The 14217-nt window shown below is 62.0% G+C and carries 14 protein-coding genes; 5 read left to right on the top strand and 9 right to left on the bottom strand.

Annotated elements, in window-relative coordinates; translation table 11 throughout:
- The first annotated feature begins 12 nt into the window (after positions 1-12).
- The 3 genes from ruvA to CWE16_RS04595 all read left to right on the top strand — a co-directional run bounded on the left by ruvA (position 13) and on the right by CWE16_RS04595 (position 1424).
- A complete protein-coding gene (ruvA, locus tag CWE16_RS04605; protein WP_131593369.1) occupies positions 13-663 on the top strand; it encodes a Holliday junction branch migration protein RuvA in 651 nt (216 codons plus the stop codon).
- A gap of 73 nt (positions 664-736) precedes the next feature.
- Positions 737-1006, top strand: coding sequence for a 30S ribosomal protein S15 (rpsO, locus tag CWE16_RS04600; protein WP_131455457.1), 270 nt, complete (start codon positions 737-739; stop codon positions 1004-1006).
- Positions 1007-1037: 31 nt separating this feature from the next.
- Positions 1038-1424 (top strand): PAM68 family protein, encoded by a 387-nt coding sequence (locus tag CWE16_RS04595; protein WP_131593368.1) that lies wholly within the window; start codon positions 1038-1040, stop codon positions 1422-1424.
- A gap of 20 nt (positions 1425-1444) precedes the next feature.
- On the opposite strand, the gene CWE16_RS04590 is transcribed toward CWE16_RS04595, so the two are convergent.
- The 9 genes from CWE16_RS04590 to CWE16_RS04550 all read right to left on the bottom strand — a co-directional run bounded on the left by CWE16_RS04590 (position 1445) and on the right by CWE16_RS04550 (position 12029).
- Complete coding sequence (locus CWE16_RS04590) at positions 1445-4966, bottom strand: DNA polymerase III subunit alpha (protein WP_131593367.1); 3522 nt, start codon at positions 4964-4966, stop codon at positions 1445-1447.
- A gap of 107 nt (positions 4967-5073) precedes the next feature.
- Complete coding sequence (gene gatA, locus CWE16_RS04585) at positions 5074-6537, bottom strand: Asp-tRNA(Asn)/Glu-tRNA(Gln) amidotransferase subunit GatA (protein WP_131593366.1); 1464 nt, start codon at positions 6535-6537, stop codon at positions 5074-5076.
- Positions 6538-6568: 31 nt separating this feature from the next.
- Positions 6569-6817 carry a DUF1816 domain-containing protein gene (locus CWE16_RS04580; protein WP_131593364.1) on the bottom strand — a complete coding sequence of 83 codons (249 nt, stop codon included), beginning with the start codon at positions 6815-6817 and terminating at the stop codon, positions 6569-6571.
- Between the two features lie 88 nt (positions 6818-6905).
- On the bottom strand, positions 6906-8507 hold the full coding sequence (rlmB, locus tag CWE16_RS04575) for a 23S rRNA (guanosine(2251)-2'-O)-methyltransferase RlmB (RefSeq protein WP_236629575.1): 1602 nt from the start codon (positions 8505-8507) through the stop codon (positions 6906-6908).
- Between the two features lie 15 nt (positions 8508-8522).
- Entirely contained in the window at positions 8523-8933 is a 411-nt protein-coding gene (locus CWE16_RS04570) for a ribonuclease III domain-containing protein (RefSeq protein ID WP_131593360.1), read from the bottom strand.
- Positions 8930-9277, bottom strand: a complete 348-nt coding sequence (locus CWE16_RS04565; protein ID WP_131593358.1) for an STAS domain-containing protein — start codon at positions 9275-9277, stop codon at positions 8930-8932. Before CWE16_RS04565 ends, CWE16_RS04570 begins: the two co-directional genes overlap by 4 nt.
- An 80-nt stretch (positions 9278-9357) precedes the next feature.
- Complete coding sequence (gene carA / locus CWE16_RS04560; RefSeq protein ID WP_131593356.1) at positions 9358-10500, bottom strand: glutamine-hydrolyzing carbamoyl-phosphate synthase small subunit; 1143 nt, start codon at positions 10498-10500, stop codon at positions 9358-9360.
- 34 nt (positions 10501-10534) lie between these two features.
- Positions 10535-11581 carry an anthranilate phosphoribosyltransferase gene (gene trpD, locus CWE16_RS04555; RefSeq protein ID WP_131593354.1) on the bottom strand — a complete coding sequence of 349 codons (1047 nt, stop codon included), beginning with the start codon at positions 11579-11581 and terminating at the stop codon, positions 10535-10537.
- A 121-nt stretch (positions 11582-11702) separates the two neighbouring features.
- A complete protein-coding gene (locus tag CWE16_RS04550; RefSeq protein ID WP_131593352.1) occupies positions 11703-12029 on the bottom strand; it encodes a DUF3288 family protein in 327 nt (108 codons plus the stop codon).
- A gap of 120 nt (positions 12030-12149) precedes the next feature.
- On the opposite strand from CWE16_RS04550, the gene CWE16_RS04545 reads away from it, so the two are divergent.
- Both CWE16_RS04545 and CWE16_RS04540 read left to right on the top strand, forming a co-directional pair.
- The gene (locus CWE16_RS04545) at positions 12150-13901 is read left to right on the top strand and encodes an ABC transporter ATP-binding protein (RefSeq protein WP_131593350.1); all 1752 of its coding nucleotides are present in this window, start codon (positions 12150-12152) and stop codon (positions 13899-13901) included.
- 47 nt (positions 13902-13948) lie between these two features.
- The gene (locus CWE16_RS04540; protein WP_131593348.1) at positions 13949-14200 is read left to right on the top strand and encodes a hypothetical protein; all 252 of its coding nucleotides are present in this window, start codon (positions 13949-13951) and stop codon (positions 14198-14200) included.
- Positions 14201-14217 lie beyond the last annotated feature (17 nt).

Raw genomic sequence — 14217 nt, 5'->3', positions numbered from 1 at the left:
AGGAACGTCCCCATGATCGGCTGGCTGCAAGGGGAGCGCATCGACAGCTGGGAACAGGGCAGCCGCAAGGGGCTTCTGATCAACTGCTCAGGGGTCGGCTACGAAGTGCAGCTGGCAGAACGGCATCTGCACCGACTGAGCGATGGCAGCCACTGCACCCTCTGGATTCACCAGGTGCAAAAGGACGACGGTTGCAGCCTGTTCGGCTTTCCCGAGCGGCAGGAACGGGACCTCTTCCGGATTCTGATCGCCGTCAACGGAGTGGGGCCTCAGATGGGGCTTTCGCTGCTGGAGTGCTGCAATCCGGAGGAACTGGTCAACGCGATTCTTGAGGGAGACCTGCGGCGTCTCAGCCAGGCCCAAGGGGTAGGCAAACGTACGGCTGAAAGGTTGGCGGTGGAACTGCGCGAGCGGCTAGCGAGCTGGAGTCAGCGCAGTGAAGCGCCCCTCTCCCTGGTGGACCGTAGCGACGTGAAGGCCCTACCAATCCAGGCGGAAGCCCTGAAGGAGCTGGAGGTCACCCTGATGGCGCTGGGCTACGAAGACCTGGAGATCCGCCGGGCCCTCAGGGCGGTGGCAGCGGAAGAGTCAAAACCAGAGGCCTCGGATGGGGATGCCTGGCTGAGGGAAAGCCTGCGGCGTCTCAGCCTTGAAGCCGGCTGAGGCGCGACTGACCTTGAAGGGGCCCATGAGGAGGTAAATTGGTTGTTTGCACTGTCAGGGCCAGACGCCGCGCATGTCGCTCGATACCACCGAAAAGCAGCAACTGATCAACACCCATCAGACTCACGCCACCGACACCGGATCGGCTGAGGTCCAGGTGGCGATGCTGAGCGAGCGCATCTCCAAGCTCAGCAGCCACCTGCAGCAGAACATCCACGACTTCTCCTCCCGCCAGGGCCTGCTCAAGATGATCGGCCGCCGGAAGCGCCTGCTCAGCTACGTGCGTGGCAAGAGCGAGGAGCGCTACAGCAGCCTGATCGCCAAACTGGGCATCCGCGGCTGAAGAGCTGCGGTCCGCCCAAGCTCTTGACGTCATGGCCGACCCCCGAAATCCTCTGCCCTTCGAGCCTCGCAAGGGAGGACCATCGGGAGGTCGGCCTAAGGCAGCAGAAGCCATTCCCAATTATGTCGCTAACCGGATGGCACGGCGGGTCGTGATCGCCACGGGTATTCCCTCTGTGATGGGAATGGCTGTCTTTGTGGTCAGCTACCTGCTGGTCAGTCGCGGAATCATGGACATTCCCCCCGGACTCACCTTGGTGAGCTCTGGGGCTTTTTTCTTGCTCGGTCTTGGCGGACTCAGCTACGGCGTGCTCTCCGCCAGCTGGGAACCCACCCCTGGAACCCTGTTGGGCTTTGAAAATCTTCGGCCGAACCTCCAACGGATGCGAGCGTCGATCAAGGCCCAGAAGCAGGGATGAGTCAGCGCTAGGCCGGGAACTCAGCGCAGCAGCGGGTCACTGCATCGGGCCGCAAAGGATTGCTGTTCCAGAGCAGTGGCGGCCAGCTGAGCATCCCGAACGCAGAACTGGGACCCCAGGCGCACATAGCGCACATCAGCCCCCTGACGCACTGCTGCCACCACAGGCACCCTCACCCCCAGTTCGTCCTGCTGGGGGCGATGCACCTGCAGGCATTCGCGCAGTTTGTGCTGAATCGCCACATCACTGGCCTGCTCGGGGTTGAGCTCCACCAGCAACAAGCGCAGATCATCAATCGCTCTGCAGTCGTCAACAATCAGCTGCACGCGCTCGTCGCGACGGTCGACGGAAGCCCAAACGAGCAGCCGCGCCTCGGCAAGCAGATGATCGGAGAGACGGGCAAAGCTCTTAGGGAAGACCACCGCCTCACAGCTACCGGTGAGATCCTCCAGCTGGAGAACCGCCATCCGATCTCCCTTGCGCGTCGTCACCTGACGGAGCTCACTGATCATCGCGATGGCACTGACTTTGGCCTTATCGGCCTGCTCCTGAAGGCTGCCCAAACCGATTGGGGCGAGCAGCCGTGCTGGAGGAGTCAGCTGCTTCAGGGGATGATCAGAGAGATAGAAGCCCACGAGTTCCTTCTCCAGCCGAAGCTTCTCGGAGGGGTGGTAGTCAGGCACCGGTGACGCCTTGGGAGCCAGGCTGAGATCAGCTCCGCCCTGGCCATCATCATCAGACGAGGCCGCCATTAGATCAAACAGATTCCCCTGACCGCGTTCCCGATCCTTGGCTCGGGATGAGGCCCAATCAAGCAGCAGATCAAGGTCGGCCATCAGCTGGGCACGATTCGCCTGCGGCTCAAGGGCATCCATCGCTCCGCAGTGAATCAACGATTCCAAGCTGCGGCGATTCAGAACAGACGAGGGCAAGCGATCACAGAGATCGGCAAGCGACTGGAACGGTCCATCAGCCTCACGGCTGGCGATGAGCTGGCGGATGGCGCCATCGCCCAAATTGCGCACAGCGGAAAGGCCAAACAGGATGCGCTCACCTGTAGGGGTGAAGTCAGTGCCAGAGGCATTCACATCCGGTGGCATCACCTCAATGCCCATGGCATTGCAATTGGAGATGTAGCGCTGCACCTTGTCGCTGGCACCAGCGTTAACGGTGAGCAGCGCCGCCATGTAAGCGACCGGATAGTGCGCCTTGAGATAGGCGGTTTGATAAGTCACCGCGCCATAGGCGGTGGAATGACTTTTGTTGAAGCAATATTCGGCGAAGAGAACCATCTGGTCAAAGAGCTCATCGGCGACTTTTTCGTCAACCCCACGCTCACTGGCACCCTTCACGAAAATGCCACGATGCTTTTGCATTTCCGACACTTTTTTCTTACCCATCGCCCGTCGCAGCAGATCAGCTTCCCCCAGGGAATAGCCGGCCAGATCCTGCGCAATTCGCATGATCTGCTCCTGATACACCATGATCCCGTAGGTTTCTTGAAGAATCGGCTCCAGAGACTGATGGGCAAAGTCGATCGCCTCGCGACCGTGCTTGCGATTAATGAATTTTGGAATCAGGCCTGCGTCCAAAGGCCCTGGACGATAAAGCGCGAGGATAGATGAAATATCTTCTAACGATGATGGCTTGAGATCACGGACGATCTGACGCATGCCAGTGGATTCAAGCTGAAAAATCCCTTCCAGATCTCCCCGTGCCAACAAAGCAAAGGTTGCATCATCCTGCGGCGGTAATTGATCGGGATCGATTCGTTGCCCCAGGCTGGACTCCACCAGCTCGAGGGTCTTATCAATCATGGTGAGATTCTTGAGGCCAAGGAAATCCATCTTCAGGAGCCCCATCGACTCCACATCCTCCATGAAATATTGGGTGATCACCTGACCATCGTTGTTGCGCTGCAACGGCACAAGCTCATCAAGGGGATCAGCGGCAATCACCACACCGGCGGCGTGCACCCCGAAGGTTTTGTTCGTACCCTCGATCCGCATGGCCATATCAACCCAGCGCTTCACGACTGGGTCACTTTCATATTTCTGGCGGAATTCAGGATTGGGAGATTCGTCGCCAATCATTGCGGCTAGCTTGGCTGGCTTGCCCCGCACCACAGGGATTAATTTCGCCAGCCGATCAGCATCGCCATAGGGAATATCCAGCACGCGCGCCACATCCTTCAGGACGGCCTTTGATGTCATCCGGTTGAACGTAATGATCTGAGCCACCTTGTCGTCGCCATAGCGCTGGGTGACGTAATCAATCACCTCACTACGACGCTCGATGCAGAAATCCGTATCGATATCAGGCATCGACTTACGTTCCGGATTGAGGAATCGCTCAAACAGCAAGCCATTGCTCACCGGGTCGATATTGGTGATTCCTAGGGCATAGGCCACGAGGGACCCTGCCGCAGAACCACGGCCCGGGCCAACAGGAATGCCCTGTTCTCGAGCAAAGCGGATGTAATCCCAAACCACCAAGAAGTAGGTGGGGAACCCCATCTGCTCCATGATCCCCAGCTCATAGGTGAGCCTCTCGCCATAGAGAGGATCAATGGCTGCGGCATCATCGAGACCCAGACGATGCCGGAGCCCCTGCTCAGACACCTGCTGGAGATAACTCACGGGGGTATGCCCATCCGGTATCGGGAAGCGGGGCATCTGATAGCGGCCAAGGATGTCATAGTCCTCGACCTTTTCGGCCACCCGTGCTGTGGTGGCAATCGCCTCCTGCACGACATCGGGCTCGAGGTGGTCAGCGAACAGGCGCCCCATCTCCTCCTCGCTACGGATGTACTCGGTGCCGGTGTATCGCAGTCGCTTCTCGTCGCTGATCAGCTTGCCTGTGAGCACACAGAGAAGCGCGTCATGGGCCTCCACATCGTTGCGGGTGAGGTAGTGAGCATCGTTGGTGGCGATCAGGCCGATGCCCAATTCGCGCGCGATCCGAACAATCTCCACATTGACGATCCGATCCTCGAGCGAGCCATGGTCTTGAATCTCGAGGTAAAAGTCTTCGCCGAAGACCTCTTGGTACCAGCGAGCTACATCCCGCGCCACCTCAGGACGACCCCGCAGAATCGCCTGGGGAATCTCCCCGCCGAGACAGGCCGTGGCCACGATCAGGCCTTCGCTGTGCTCCTTCAGCAACTGCTTATCGATGCAGGCACGCGAAAAGATTCCTTTGCCCCGCATCCCCCGTAGATGGCTGATGCTGGTGAGCTTGACCAGATTGCGATAACCAGTGGCGTTCTTGGCAAGCACCACCAGGTGATAACGACGCTCCTTCTTCTGCTGCGGATCTTCAATCGAACCGTTGATCACATACATCTCGTTGCCGATGATCGGCTTGATCCCAGCGGCCTTGCATAACTTCAGGAGCTCGATCGCCCCATACATCACACCGTGATCAGTGAGTGCGAGCGCAGGCATCCCCAGCTCCTTGACCCGCTCCACCATCTGGGGAAGCTGGGAGGCGCCATCGAGAAGGCTGTAATCGCTGTGGTTATGGAGAGGGACAAATGCCATGCACCCAGCCTAGGCGCCTGCGCAAGATAGAGGGTGGACTGACCTCAGCAACCACCACCTGTGGGGTCAACCATCGGCCTTGGTGCTGATGCAGACCTTGGTGCTGATCAGGATGGGATCAGCACACCCTCGGGGCGTCGCTGCATGACAGCCGCCGACTGCTCGTACTGATGGGCCACCTGGAGCAGGCGCTGTTCCTGAAGCACGTTGCCGATCAACTGAACACCGATCGGCAGGCCGGCTGTGTCGAAACCGCAGGGGACGCTGATGGCCGGCAGACCCGCCAGGTTGGCCGGAATCGTGAGCAGATCGGCGAGGTACATCGCCAGAGGATCATCCGCATGGGCGCCCTTCCGGAATGAGGTGGTCGGCGCCGTGGGGGTAAGGAGCACATCCACGGAGCGGTAAGCAGCATCAAAGTCCTGACGGATCAAGGTGCGCACCTGCTGAGCCTTGCGGTAATAGGCGTCGACGTAACCAGCGGAGAGCGCGTAGGTGCCGATGAGAATCCTGCGCTGAACTTCAGGCCCGAACCCTTCGGCCCTTGAGCGTGCCGTCATGCTGATCAGGCTGTCGGCAGCCTCCGCCCGGAAGCCGTATTTGACGCCGTCATAACGGGCGAGATTGGCGGAAGCCTCCGATGGGGCGATGACGTAATACGTGGCGATGCCGTCGTTGAATCGCGGGCAGCTCACATCAACCAATTCAGCCCCGAGGTTCTGAAGTTGGTCAGCGGCAGCGAGCACTGCAGCCTTCACCTGGGGGTCGAGCCCCTCCTGTTCAAAACACTCCCGCACCAGGCCCACCCGCAATCCATCGATCGGATCGGACAGGGTGGCGCTGTAATCGGGCACAGGCACCTTCAGGCAGGTGGAGTCACGGGGATCCTCGCCAGCCATGACCTGGAGCAGAGCAGCGGCATCCGCAACCGTGCTGGTGAAGGGACCCACCTGGTCTAAAGAGCTGGCGAAAGCCACCAAGCCATAACGACTGATGCGGCCATAGGTGGGCTTGAGACCGACCACACCGCAGAAGGAAGCGGGCTGACGAATCGACCCGCCGGTATCCGAACCGAGGGCCGCCATGCATTCCCCGGCGGCGAGAGCAGCGGCGCTGCCACCCGAGCTACCGCCTGGAACATGATCGAGATTCCAGGGATTGCCTGTGGGACCGAAGGCCGAAGTTTCCGTCGATCCGCCCATGGCGAATTCATCGAGATTGGTCTTCCCGAGCAGCACGGCACCAGCCTTCCAAAGGCGATCGGTGACGGTGGATTCGTAGGGCGGAACGAATTGTGCCAGCATCCTGCTGGCGCAGGTCGTGCGGACTCCGCGCGTGCAGAGGTTGTCCTTGATGGCCAGCGGCACGCCAGCGAGCGGTGGGAGGGTCTCACCGGCCTGCCTAGCGGCATCAATGCGATCGGCATCTGCCCTGGCGCGATCGGCAGTCACCTCAAGGTAAGCGTGGAGGCTCGGATCAACGGCGGCGATGCGGGCCAGATGGTGGTCCGTGAGCTCACGGGCCGAAACCTCACCCCGTTCAAGTTGCTGACGCCACTCGGCGATCGCCATCGGCTTGAGCTGCTATTCAGCTGCGACGCTATCAGCCGTCGCTTGCCGGGATGGTGAAGGGCTCGCCACGGCGGCAGCGCAGGCAGCTGTGGTCGATCGAGACCGGCGCCTCAGACGCCACATCCTCAAGAAACAAGGGCAGTTCCCGCTCGAGGCTTCCACGCGTCACAAACGGGCCGAACCAATAGGTCACATCGGGGCCATGGGTCTGAACCCTTGCCCACCAGGCCAGTCCAAGACCGTTGGCGAAGCTGCGCAGCGGCCGGATCAGGGGGCCCATGTCGAGGGAGGCATGTCTCCGACATTGTGCCCTGATTCCGGCTGTTTGGTGGTTCTCAATCGAGCGAAAACAGCAGATTGGATCCGAATCAGAGCTCGACGCTGCTCTGGAAATCGCTGTTGTCCGACTCCGGGTCGCCGTCCGTGGGGCGTTCGAGGTCGAGCTGCAACCCAGGCGCCTCCGTTGCGGCAGCCACCAAGGCAGGCTCTTCAGGTCGCTCTTCAGCTCCCTGTTCATCGAGCTGTTCGGGTTGAGCCTGCTCATGATTCAGGCGAGGCCTGGTGATCGGTGGGGAGGGTGCCTGGCCCCGCAGATCCTTCATCCACCCCCGTCGCGCCACCTCGTAGAGGCACATCGCTGTGGCCACGGAAGCATTCAGGCTTGGGGTCACCCCGCGTAGTGGAATCCGGATCAGTTGATCGCAATGACGGCGGGTCAACAGAGACAGTCCATCCCCTTCCGAACCGGTGACCACCACCAGAGGGCCATCCAGATCGGCCTCTGCCAACGTCACCCCGCCCTCCTCAGCCAGGCCGATCACCCGATAGCCGGCGTCCTTCAGGGTTTCAAGGGAGCGGTTGAGGTTGACCACCCGCGCGACGGGCAGATGCTCCAGAGCACCAGCGGCAACCTTGGCCACGGATCCGGTCAGACCGGCGCTGCGGCGCTGCGGCAAGACAACGCCGTGGGCACCCAGAGCCTCAGCGGAGCGAACGATCGCGCCGAGGTTGTGGGGGTCGGTGAGGCCATCGAGGGCGAGCAGTAAGGGGGCCTCGCCAAGGGTTGCGCAGCCCTCGATCAATGAAGGCAGATCAAACGTTTCCGCTGACGCGGTCTGTAGAGCAATGCCCTGATGCACGGCACCACCGGTGAGTTGGCCAAGGCGAGCCCAGGTGACCTCCTCAACGAGCACACCCGAGGCCTTGGCCTCGCGCAGCAGCTGCAAGAAGCGGGGCGCACTCCTCAGCTCCGATGTGCACCAAATGCGATGGATCGGACGCCCAGCCTCCAGCACCGCTTGGGTGGCATGGCGTCCCCAGAGCAGATCGTCGGCGGGCGCCTCTGGGGCATGACTACTGGCCTCCCCCTCGGGAAGAGGGGGCCGCTCATCCTTCAACCAGGCGCGCTGGGGAGCCCTGCGCTGATCAGGACGACTGCGCTCAGGCCGAGAGGAAAAGCGCTTCATCCCATCACGGCTGCCCCTGTTGGCGGCGAACCTGTCGGAGCCCCCACTCCACGGGCGCTCGCGATCCTGATCAGGACGCGAGCGCTCACTGACATCCCGACCGCCATCGAAGCGATCAGCACCAAAACGATTGGGGCGGTCAGACCGAAAGCGATCATCCCGGCGACGATCGCCGTAGGGACGAGCTCCCGTTGGACGGCTGCCCGTTGGACGGCTGCCCGTTGGACGGTTGCCTGGGAAACGGCCCGAGCTCGGCCGATCTTCCCCCTGACCGCCGCGGAAGGGACGACGCCCTTGGAAGCCCCCCTCGCCTGAGGCTGAACCTTCGTCTCGTGAAAAACGATCATCCCTGGGAAAACGGCCTTCTCTCGGGAAACGGCCTTCTCTCGGGAAACGGCCTTCGCGGGAGGGGCGTGCTCCTCCCGAGGGGCGCCCCCCGGAGGAAGGGCGCCCCCCACCGGAGCGGCCACCCCCGGAGGAACGGCGATCAGATCGGAAGCTCATGGGCAGAAACTGGGGCTATGACGGGTCGTTTTCGGTCTCCTCGAGTCGATCCAAAAGCTCGGCAAGCCGCGCCGGATTCTGCAAAAAGAGCCAGCCCACCATTGTCTCAAATCCCGTGGCCCGCCCATAGACGGATGCCTCCCCCCGCCGGGGTCCCCGACCGGCCCGATTGCGTCCGCGACGCACCAGATCCAGCTCCTGCTCAGTGAGGTGTGGCTCCAGGCGATCGAGAACAGCGGCCTGGGCAGCGGCCTTGACCTCCGAGACCACGGCACGATGCAGATCGTCAGAGCGGCCTGGGCTGCCGCAATGCCGCAGCCGCTGGTGGAGCTCCCAAACGGCATCTCCCAGCCAGGCGAGCTGAAGGGGACCAAGGGTCTCGACCGGGACGCTGCTGGCCTCCAGGTCTCGGATCCAGTTCCTCAAGCCGCCAGCTGACTCATGGCACTTTCCAGATCAGGCACGAGATGAAGAAACTCTTCGAGGCGAACCAGCTTCACGGTCTGGATCACCCTCGCGTTACCCACCACCAGGAAACTGCGCTTGGCGTCGTTGCATTGCTTGGCGAGCTGAACCATCGCGCCGAGCCCAGAAGAATCGATGAAATCGATCTTGCTGAGATCGATCACCGCTGAGGACTTGTTGGCCTGAAGCACATCGCCCACGTAGGCGAGGAACTGCTTCTCGGAGTAGGCATCCAGCTGACCAGTGAAGTGGAACACCAGACACTGATCCCTTTGCTCGAAGCCGCCGCGCAGAGAAACGGTCAATCGCTGCAGTTCAGTGATGGAACCAACCCCCCGAAGTGATGTGCCGAAGTGTAGGGAGAGTCACCGCAGTTCACCACGGTTCAACGCCGTTCCGCCATGAGTGCAACGAAACGGGCGAAGTGGTGGTCGGCATCATGGGGGCCAGGACTGGCTTCTGGGTGGTACTGCACTCCAAAAACGGGCTGGTGACGATGGGCCATCGCCGCCACCGTGCGGTCGTTGAGATTGAGGTGAGTGACCACTATCTGGTCGCTGTCTAGGGAGGCTGCGTCTAGGGCGAATCCATGGTTTTGGCTCGTGATCTCAACCTGGCCACTGGTGCCGCAGGGGTGGTTGAGCCCCCGATGGCCGTAGGCCAGCTTGAAGGTGGAACCACCCAGCGCGAGACCAAGGATCTGATGTCCGAGACAGATCCCGAACAGAGGGAGGTTGGGCTGCTCCAGGAGCTGCCGGGCGAGGGCGATTCCACCGCTGACGGCCGCCGGGTCTCCAGGTCCATTGGAAAGAAACACCCCTTCAGGATGATGGGCCATCACCGAGGCCAGATCGGTGGAGGCAGGCAAAACCGTCACATCACAGCCGTGGCCGACGAGGCGGTCGAGGATCGCCCGTTTGATTCCGAAGTCGATTGCCACCACCCGGTAACGGCGGTCTGGAGCTGACTGCAGCCGTTGGTCGAATCCCGCGGAACAGGGCGTGGTCCAGATGTAGGGCTCGGAGGTGGAGACCTGATCCGCCAGGTTCAGCCCCTCCATGGAAGGGGCCGCCTGCACGGCTTGAAGCAGATCCTGAGGCGTGCGCCCGTCGGAGCTGATCACACCGTTCATGGCGCCGGTCTCGCGCAAATGACGGACCAAGGCCCTGGTGTCGATGCCCTGGATGCCCACCACACCGTGCTGATCCAACCAAGCGGGAAGGGTCTGGCGGGAACGCCAACTGCTTGGTAGCGGCGCAAGCTGACGGGCGATCAGTCCCCGGGCATGGGGAACCTCTGCCTCCTGATCATCAGGATTCACGCCCGTGTTGCCAAGCTCCGGATAGGTGAACGTCACCAACTGCCCGGAATAGCTCGGATCCGTGAGGACCTCCTGGTAGCCGGTCATTCCCGTGTTGAAGACCACCTCCCCGATGACGCTGCCGCGGGCGCCGCAGGCCACCCCCTCAAACACCGTGCCATCGGCCAAGACCAGTAGAGCCGACTCCCGGGAAGCAGCAGCAGTCATCAACAGAGGGACCCCATCAGCAACAGTCGTGCTCTCATTCTTCCTCGGCGGGGGTCAGGAACTGTCGCAGTCGCTCCAACCGAGCCCAGGGCTGGCCCTGGGCCAGGGCAGTCAGAGCTCGCTGAGCCCCCAGTTTCAGGTCAGGCTCCACCCCGGCAACCCAGAGGACGAGTGCGGTGTTGAAGGCAACCACATGCCCCTGAGCCTCGCTGCCGCGGCCCTGCAGCAGATCGCGAAGAATCGTCTGATTGAGCTGAAGATCGCCGCCCTTGATGGCCGATAGAGGTGCTTCGCACAGACCGAGATCCGCTGGGGCGATCGCTTCAGAGCGAATCACACCATGGTCAAGAATGCGCAGGGTGTTGGTTCCCGCGAGGGAGGCTTCATCGAGACCGCCCGCTCCATGCACCACCACAGCCCGCTGCTGGCCGAGACACTGCAGGGCCTCCGCCATCGGATCGAGCAGATCAGCACGGGCCACGCCAAGCACCTGACCATTGGGAAGGAGCGGATTCACCAACGGCCCCAGAAGATTGAACACGGTGCGCACCCCCAGACTGCGGCGTAAGGGCGCCAGGTTGATCAGAGCCGGATGCCAGGCGGGAGCGAACAGAAACGTCACGCCTGCATCAGGCAAGGCCTCCACCACGTGGCGGAGGGGCGCCTGAAGCTGCACACCCAGCCCCTCGAGCACATCAGCAGATCCCACCTTTCCACTGGCACTGCGATTGCCATGTTTTGCCACCACGGCGCCACAGGCAGCGGCAGTGAAAGCCACCGCCGTGGAGATATTGAAGGTATCCGCCCCATCCCCCCCGGTACCGCAGGTATCCACCAAAAGCAGATCAGGACGCGCACAGGGCAGGGGGCAGGCCCGACGCAACACATCGGCCATGGCCGCCAGACCGGGGCCATCAGCGCCACACGCGCGCAGTGCGGCCAGAAAGGCACCCGTCTGCACGGGGGTGAGCTCCTCGGCGAGCCAGGCCTGCATCAATGCCGCCGCATCCGATGCCTGCAGAGCATCCCCTTCCAACAATCGCTCCAGCAGTTGAGGCCAGGGGGCAGATGCAGATGCCATGGGCAGACAGAAAAAAACCCGGGTGCTGAGCACGCCGGGCCGGGTGATGGGGACTTTTCCAATATCCCTTAAAAAGCGACTTCTGGCCAGAACGTCTGGTCAGGTTCTCGAAATCAGTCGATCAGTTGGCCTCGGACTGATCCGTATCAAAGCCAGATCCAACCGCCACCTCACGGTCTTGGCCGGGCCGGAAACCGGAGCTCCAAAGCTCGCGGGCCCGGCTGTTCAGAGATTCTCGGTTCAACCCCCAAAGCCCCATGGCCCTCGTGAGGTCATCGCGCAGGCCATCGGCCCCTGGGAACTCCTCGTAGCGGAGCAGCAAACGCGCCAGATCAACAATGTCCTGATCCGCTGGCTGCTCCCGGGAGAGAAGGCGATCCACCACGTCCCGATCGATCGCCTCGAGAGGATGGGTTTGTCCCCCGTTGGATGCATTGGACTCGGCCATGGCCTGAACTCCCGGAACTGCCCTGGAGATGAAAAGGTATGGGGTGAGGATGACGCAGGCGTGGAGTCAGCCCAGCCCCAGCACACCACTTCCTAAGTTGATTCCTGCACCAGCGAGTGAATGGCAGCCTTTCGTCTTGATCTGATCGGTCGCTACCTTCGCCCCCACCGCCGCACGGTGCTGCTGGGTGCAGTGGCTTTGGTGATCGTCAACGTCCTCAGCGTCACGATCCCTCTGGAAGTGCGCCGGATCATCGATGAGCTGCAGGACGGCTTCGCTGTGGGTGACGTGCTGCGTCAGGCCGGCTGGATTGTGCTGCTGGCCAGCGTGATGGGGGCGGTGCGTCTGATCTCGCGCCAGCTGGTGTTCGGGGTTGGCCGGCAGGTGGAGGTCGAACTGCGCCAAAAACTGTTTGATCAGATGCTGCTTCAGGAGCCGGGCTGGGTGCAGACCACCGGCAGCGGCGAGGTGATCAGCCGGGCCACCAGTGATGTTGAAAACGTGCGCCGGCTGCTTGGTTTTGCAGTCCTCAGTCTCACCAACACCGCCCTGGCCTATGCCTTCACCCTTCCGGCCATGCTGGCGATCGACCCCGGCCTCACGGTGGCGGCGATCGCCCTTTATCCCCTGATGCTGGGGTCAGTTCGTCTCTTCGGCGGACGCATGATGCGCCAGCAACGCCGCCAGCAAGAAGAGCTCGCCGGCCTGAGCGATCTGATTCAGGAAGATCTCTCAGGAATCGCAGCCATCAAGATCTATGGCCAGGAGCCCCAGGAGCAGGCTGCTTTCCAGGAGCGCAACCGTCACTATCGCGATGCAGCGATTCGGCTTGCCCGCACCCGCAGCACCCTGTTCCCCCTGCTGGAGGGGATCTCTTCCATCTCTCTCCTGCTTCTGCTGGCACTCGGTAGCGGTCAGCTCGAGAAAGGAACGCTCTCAATCGGTGGTCTGGTGGCCCTGATTCTCTACGTCGAGCGGCTGGTGTTCCCCACGGCGCTCCTGGGTTTCACCCTCAACACCTTCCAGACCGGTCAGGTGAGCCTCGAGCGAGTCGAGGAACTCCTGACGCGTCGACCGCGCATTCAAAACCCTGCCGATCCCCAGACACCACCCCAACCAGGCCAAGGCCGAATCGAGGCCCGCAATCTGCACATCCGCTACGACGGCAGTGATCGCGACACGCTCTGCGGTCTCTCCTTTGTGATTGAACCCGGGGAGCTGGTCGCGGTCGTGGGTCCTGTTGGCTGCGGCAAAACCACGCTGGCACGAGCTCTGGGCCGCATGGTGGAGGTGGGCTCTGGTGCGTTGTATCTCGATCGCTGTGATGTCACGGCCATGCGCCTCGACGACCTGCGCCGACGGATTGCCCTGGTGCCCCAGGAGGGCTATCTGTTTACGAGCTCCCTGGCTGACAACTTGCGCTACGGCGAACCAGATGCCTCGATCGAAGCCGTCGAAGCTGCCGCAGAACAGGCGCGCTTGCTGGACGACGTGAAAGGCTTCCCCGACGGTTTTGAGACCCTGGTAGGCGAGCGGGGCATCACTCTGAGCGGTGGCCAGCGTCAGCGCACTGCGCTGGGACGCGCCCTCTTGATGACCGCGCCCGTGCTGGTGCTAGATGATGCCCTCGCCAGCGTTGACAACAACACCGCTGCAGCGATCCTGGCCTCCATCCGTCAGCAGCGGCAGCGCACGATTCTGATGATCAGTCATCAGCTCTCCGCCGCCGCTGCCTGCGATCGGATCCTGGTCATCGAAGAGGGACGCCTGGTCCAGCAGGGTCACCACAGCGAACTGGTGGAACGGGAGGGAACCTATCGACGGCTTTGGGAGAGGGAACAAGCTGCGGAACGTCTCGAAGCGGTGGCCTGAAGTGCGAACCGCGGCTTAGCTGGAGAGGCTCCCCTGGCCTGCAGCCCATGACCACCAGCACCCCCTTTGCGGTGCGCTGCACCCTCACGTTTGGTGATATCTATCTCCAGGTGCTGGCCTGGATGGCCGTGATCTTCGTCAGCCTGGCGGCAGGCCTCGGACTGATGGGGGCGAGCCGTCCACTGTTTGCACTCGTCGGCGTGGGCCTGATCCTGGTGTTGAGCCTGCCGTTCCTTCTGTTCGCCTTCGTGACAACGCTGCTCAACCACATTCAGCTGGACCCCCTGCAAGGTTCCTAGGGTTCAGCCAAGACGTT

The organism is Synechococcus sp. BS55D, assembly GCF_004332415.1.
Classification (GTDB): Bacteria; Cyanobacteriota; Cyanobacteriia; order PCC-6307; family Cyanobiaceae; genus Synechococcus_C.
The sequence above is the reverse complement of the archived record's forward strand: the minus strand, read 5'-3'. Positions and strand labels throughout refer to the sequence as shown.

Excerpts from the sequence above, each read along its gene's own strand:
- ruvA (WP_131593369.1), top strand. The coding sequence starts at position 13 with ATGATCGGCTGGCTGCAAGGGGAGCGCATCGACAGCTGGGAACAGGGC.
- rpsO (WP_131455457.1), top strand. The coding sequence starts at position 737 with ATGTCGCTCGATACCACCGAAAAGCAGCAACTGATCAACACCCATCAG.
- CWE16_RS04595 (WP_131593368.1), top strand. The coding sequence starts at position 1,038 with ATGGCCGACCCCCGAAATCCTCTGCCCTTCGAGCCTCGCAAGGGAGGA.
- CWE16_RS04590 (WP_131593367.1), bottom strand. The coding sequence starts at position 4,966 with ATGGCATTTGTCCCTCTCCATAACCACAGCGATTACAGCCTTCTCGAT.
- gatA (WP_131593366.1), bottom strand. The coding sequence starts at position 6,537 with ATGGCGATCGCCGAGTGGCGTCAGCAACTTGAACGGGGTGAGGTTTCG.
- CWE16_RS04580 (WP_131593364.1), bottom strand. The coding sequence starts at position 6,817 with ATGGGCCCCCTGATCCGGCCGCTGCGCAGCTTCGCCAACGGTCTTGGA.
- rlmB (WP_236629575.1), bottom strand. The coding sequence starts at position 8,507 with ATGAGCTTCCGATCTGATCGCCGTTCCTCCGGGGGTGGCCGCTCCGGT.
- carA (WP_131593356.1), bottom strand. The coding sequence starts at position 10,500 with ATGACTGCTGCTGCTTCCCGGGAGTCGGCTCTACTGGTCTTGGCCGAT.
- trpD (WP_131593354.1), bottom strand. The coding sequence starts at position 11,581 with ATGGCATCTGCATCTGCCCCCTGGCCTCAACTGCTGGAGCGATTGTTG.
- CWE16_RS04550 (WP_131593352.1), bottom strand. The coding sequence starts at position 12,029 with ATGGCCGAGTCCAATGCATCCAACGGGGGACAAACCCATCCTCTCGAG.
- CWE16_RS04545 (WP_131593350.1), top strand. The coding sequence starts at position 12,150 with ATGGCAGCCTTTCGTCTTGATCTGATCGGTCGCTACCTTCGCCCCCAC.
- CWE16_RS04540 (WP_131593348.1), top strand. The coding sequence starts at position 13,949 with ATGACCACCAGCACCCCCTTTGCGGTGCGCTGCACCCTCACGTTTGGT.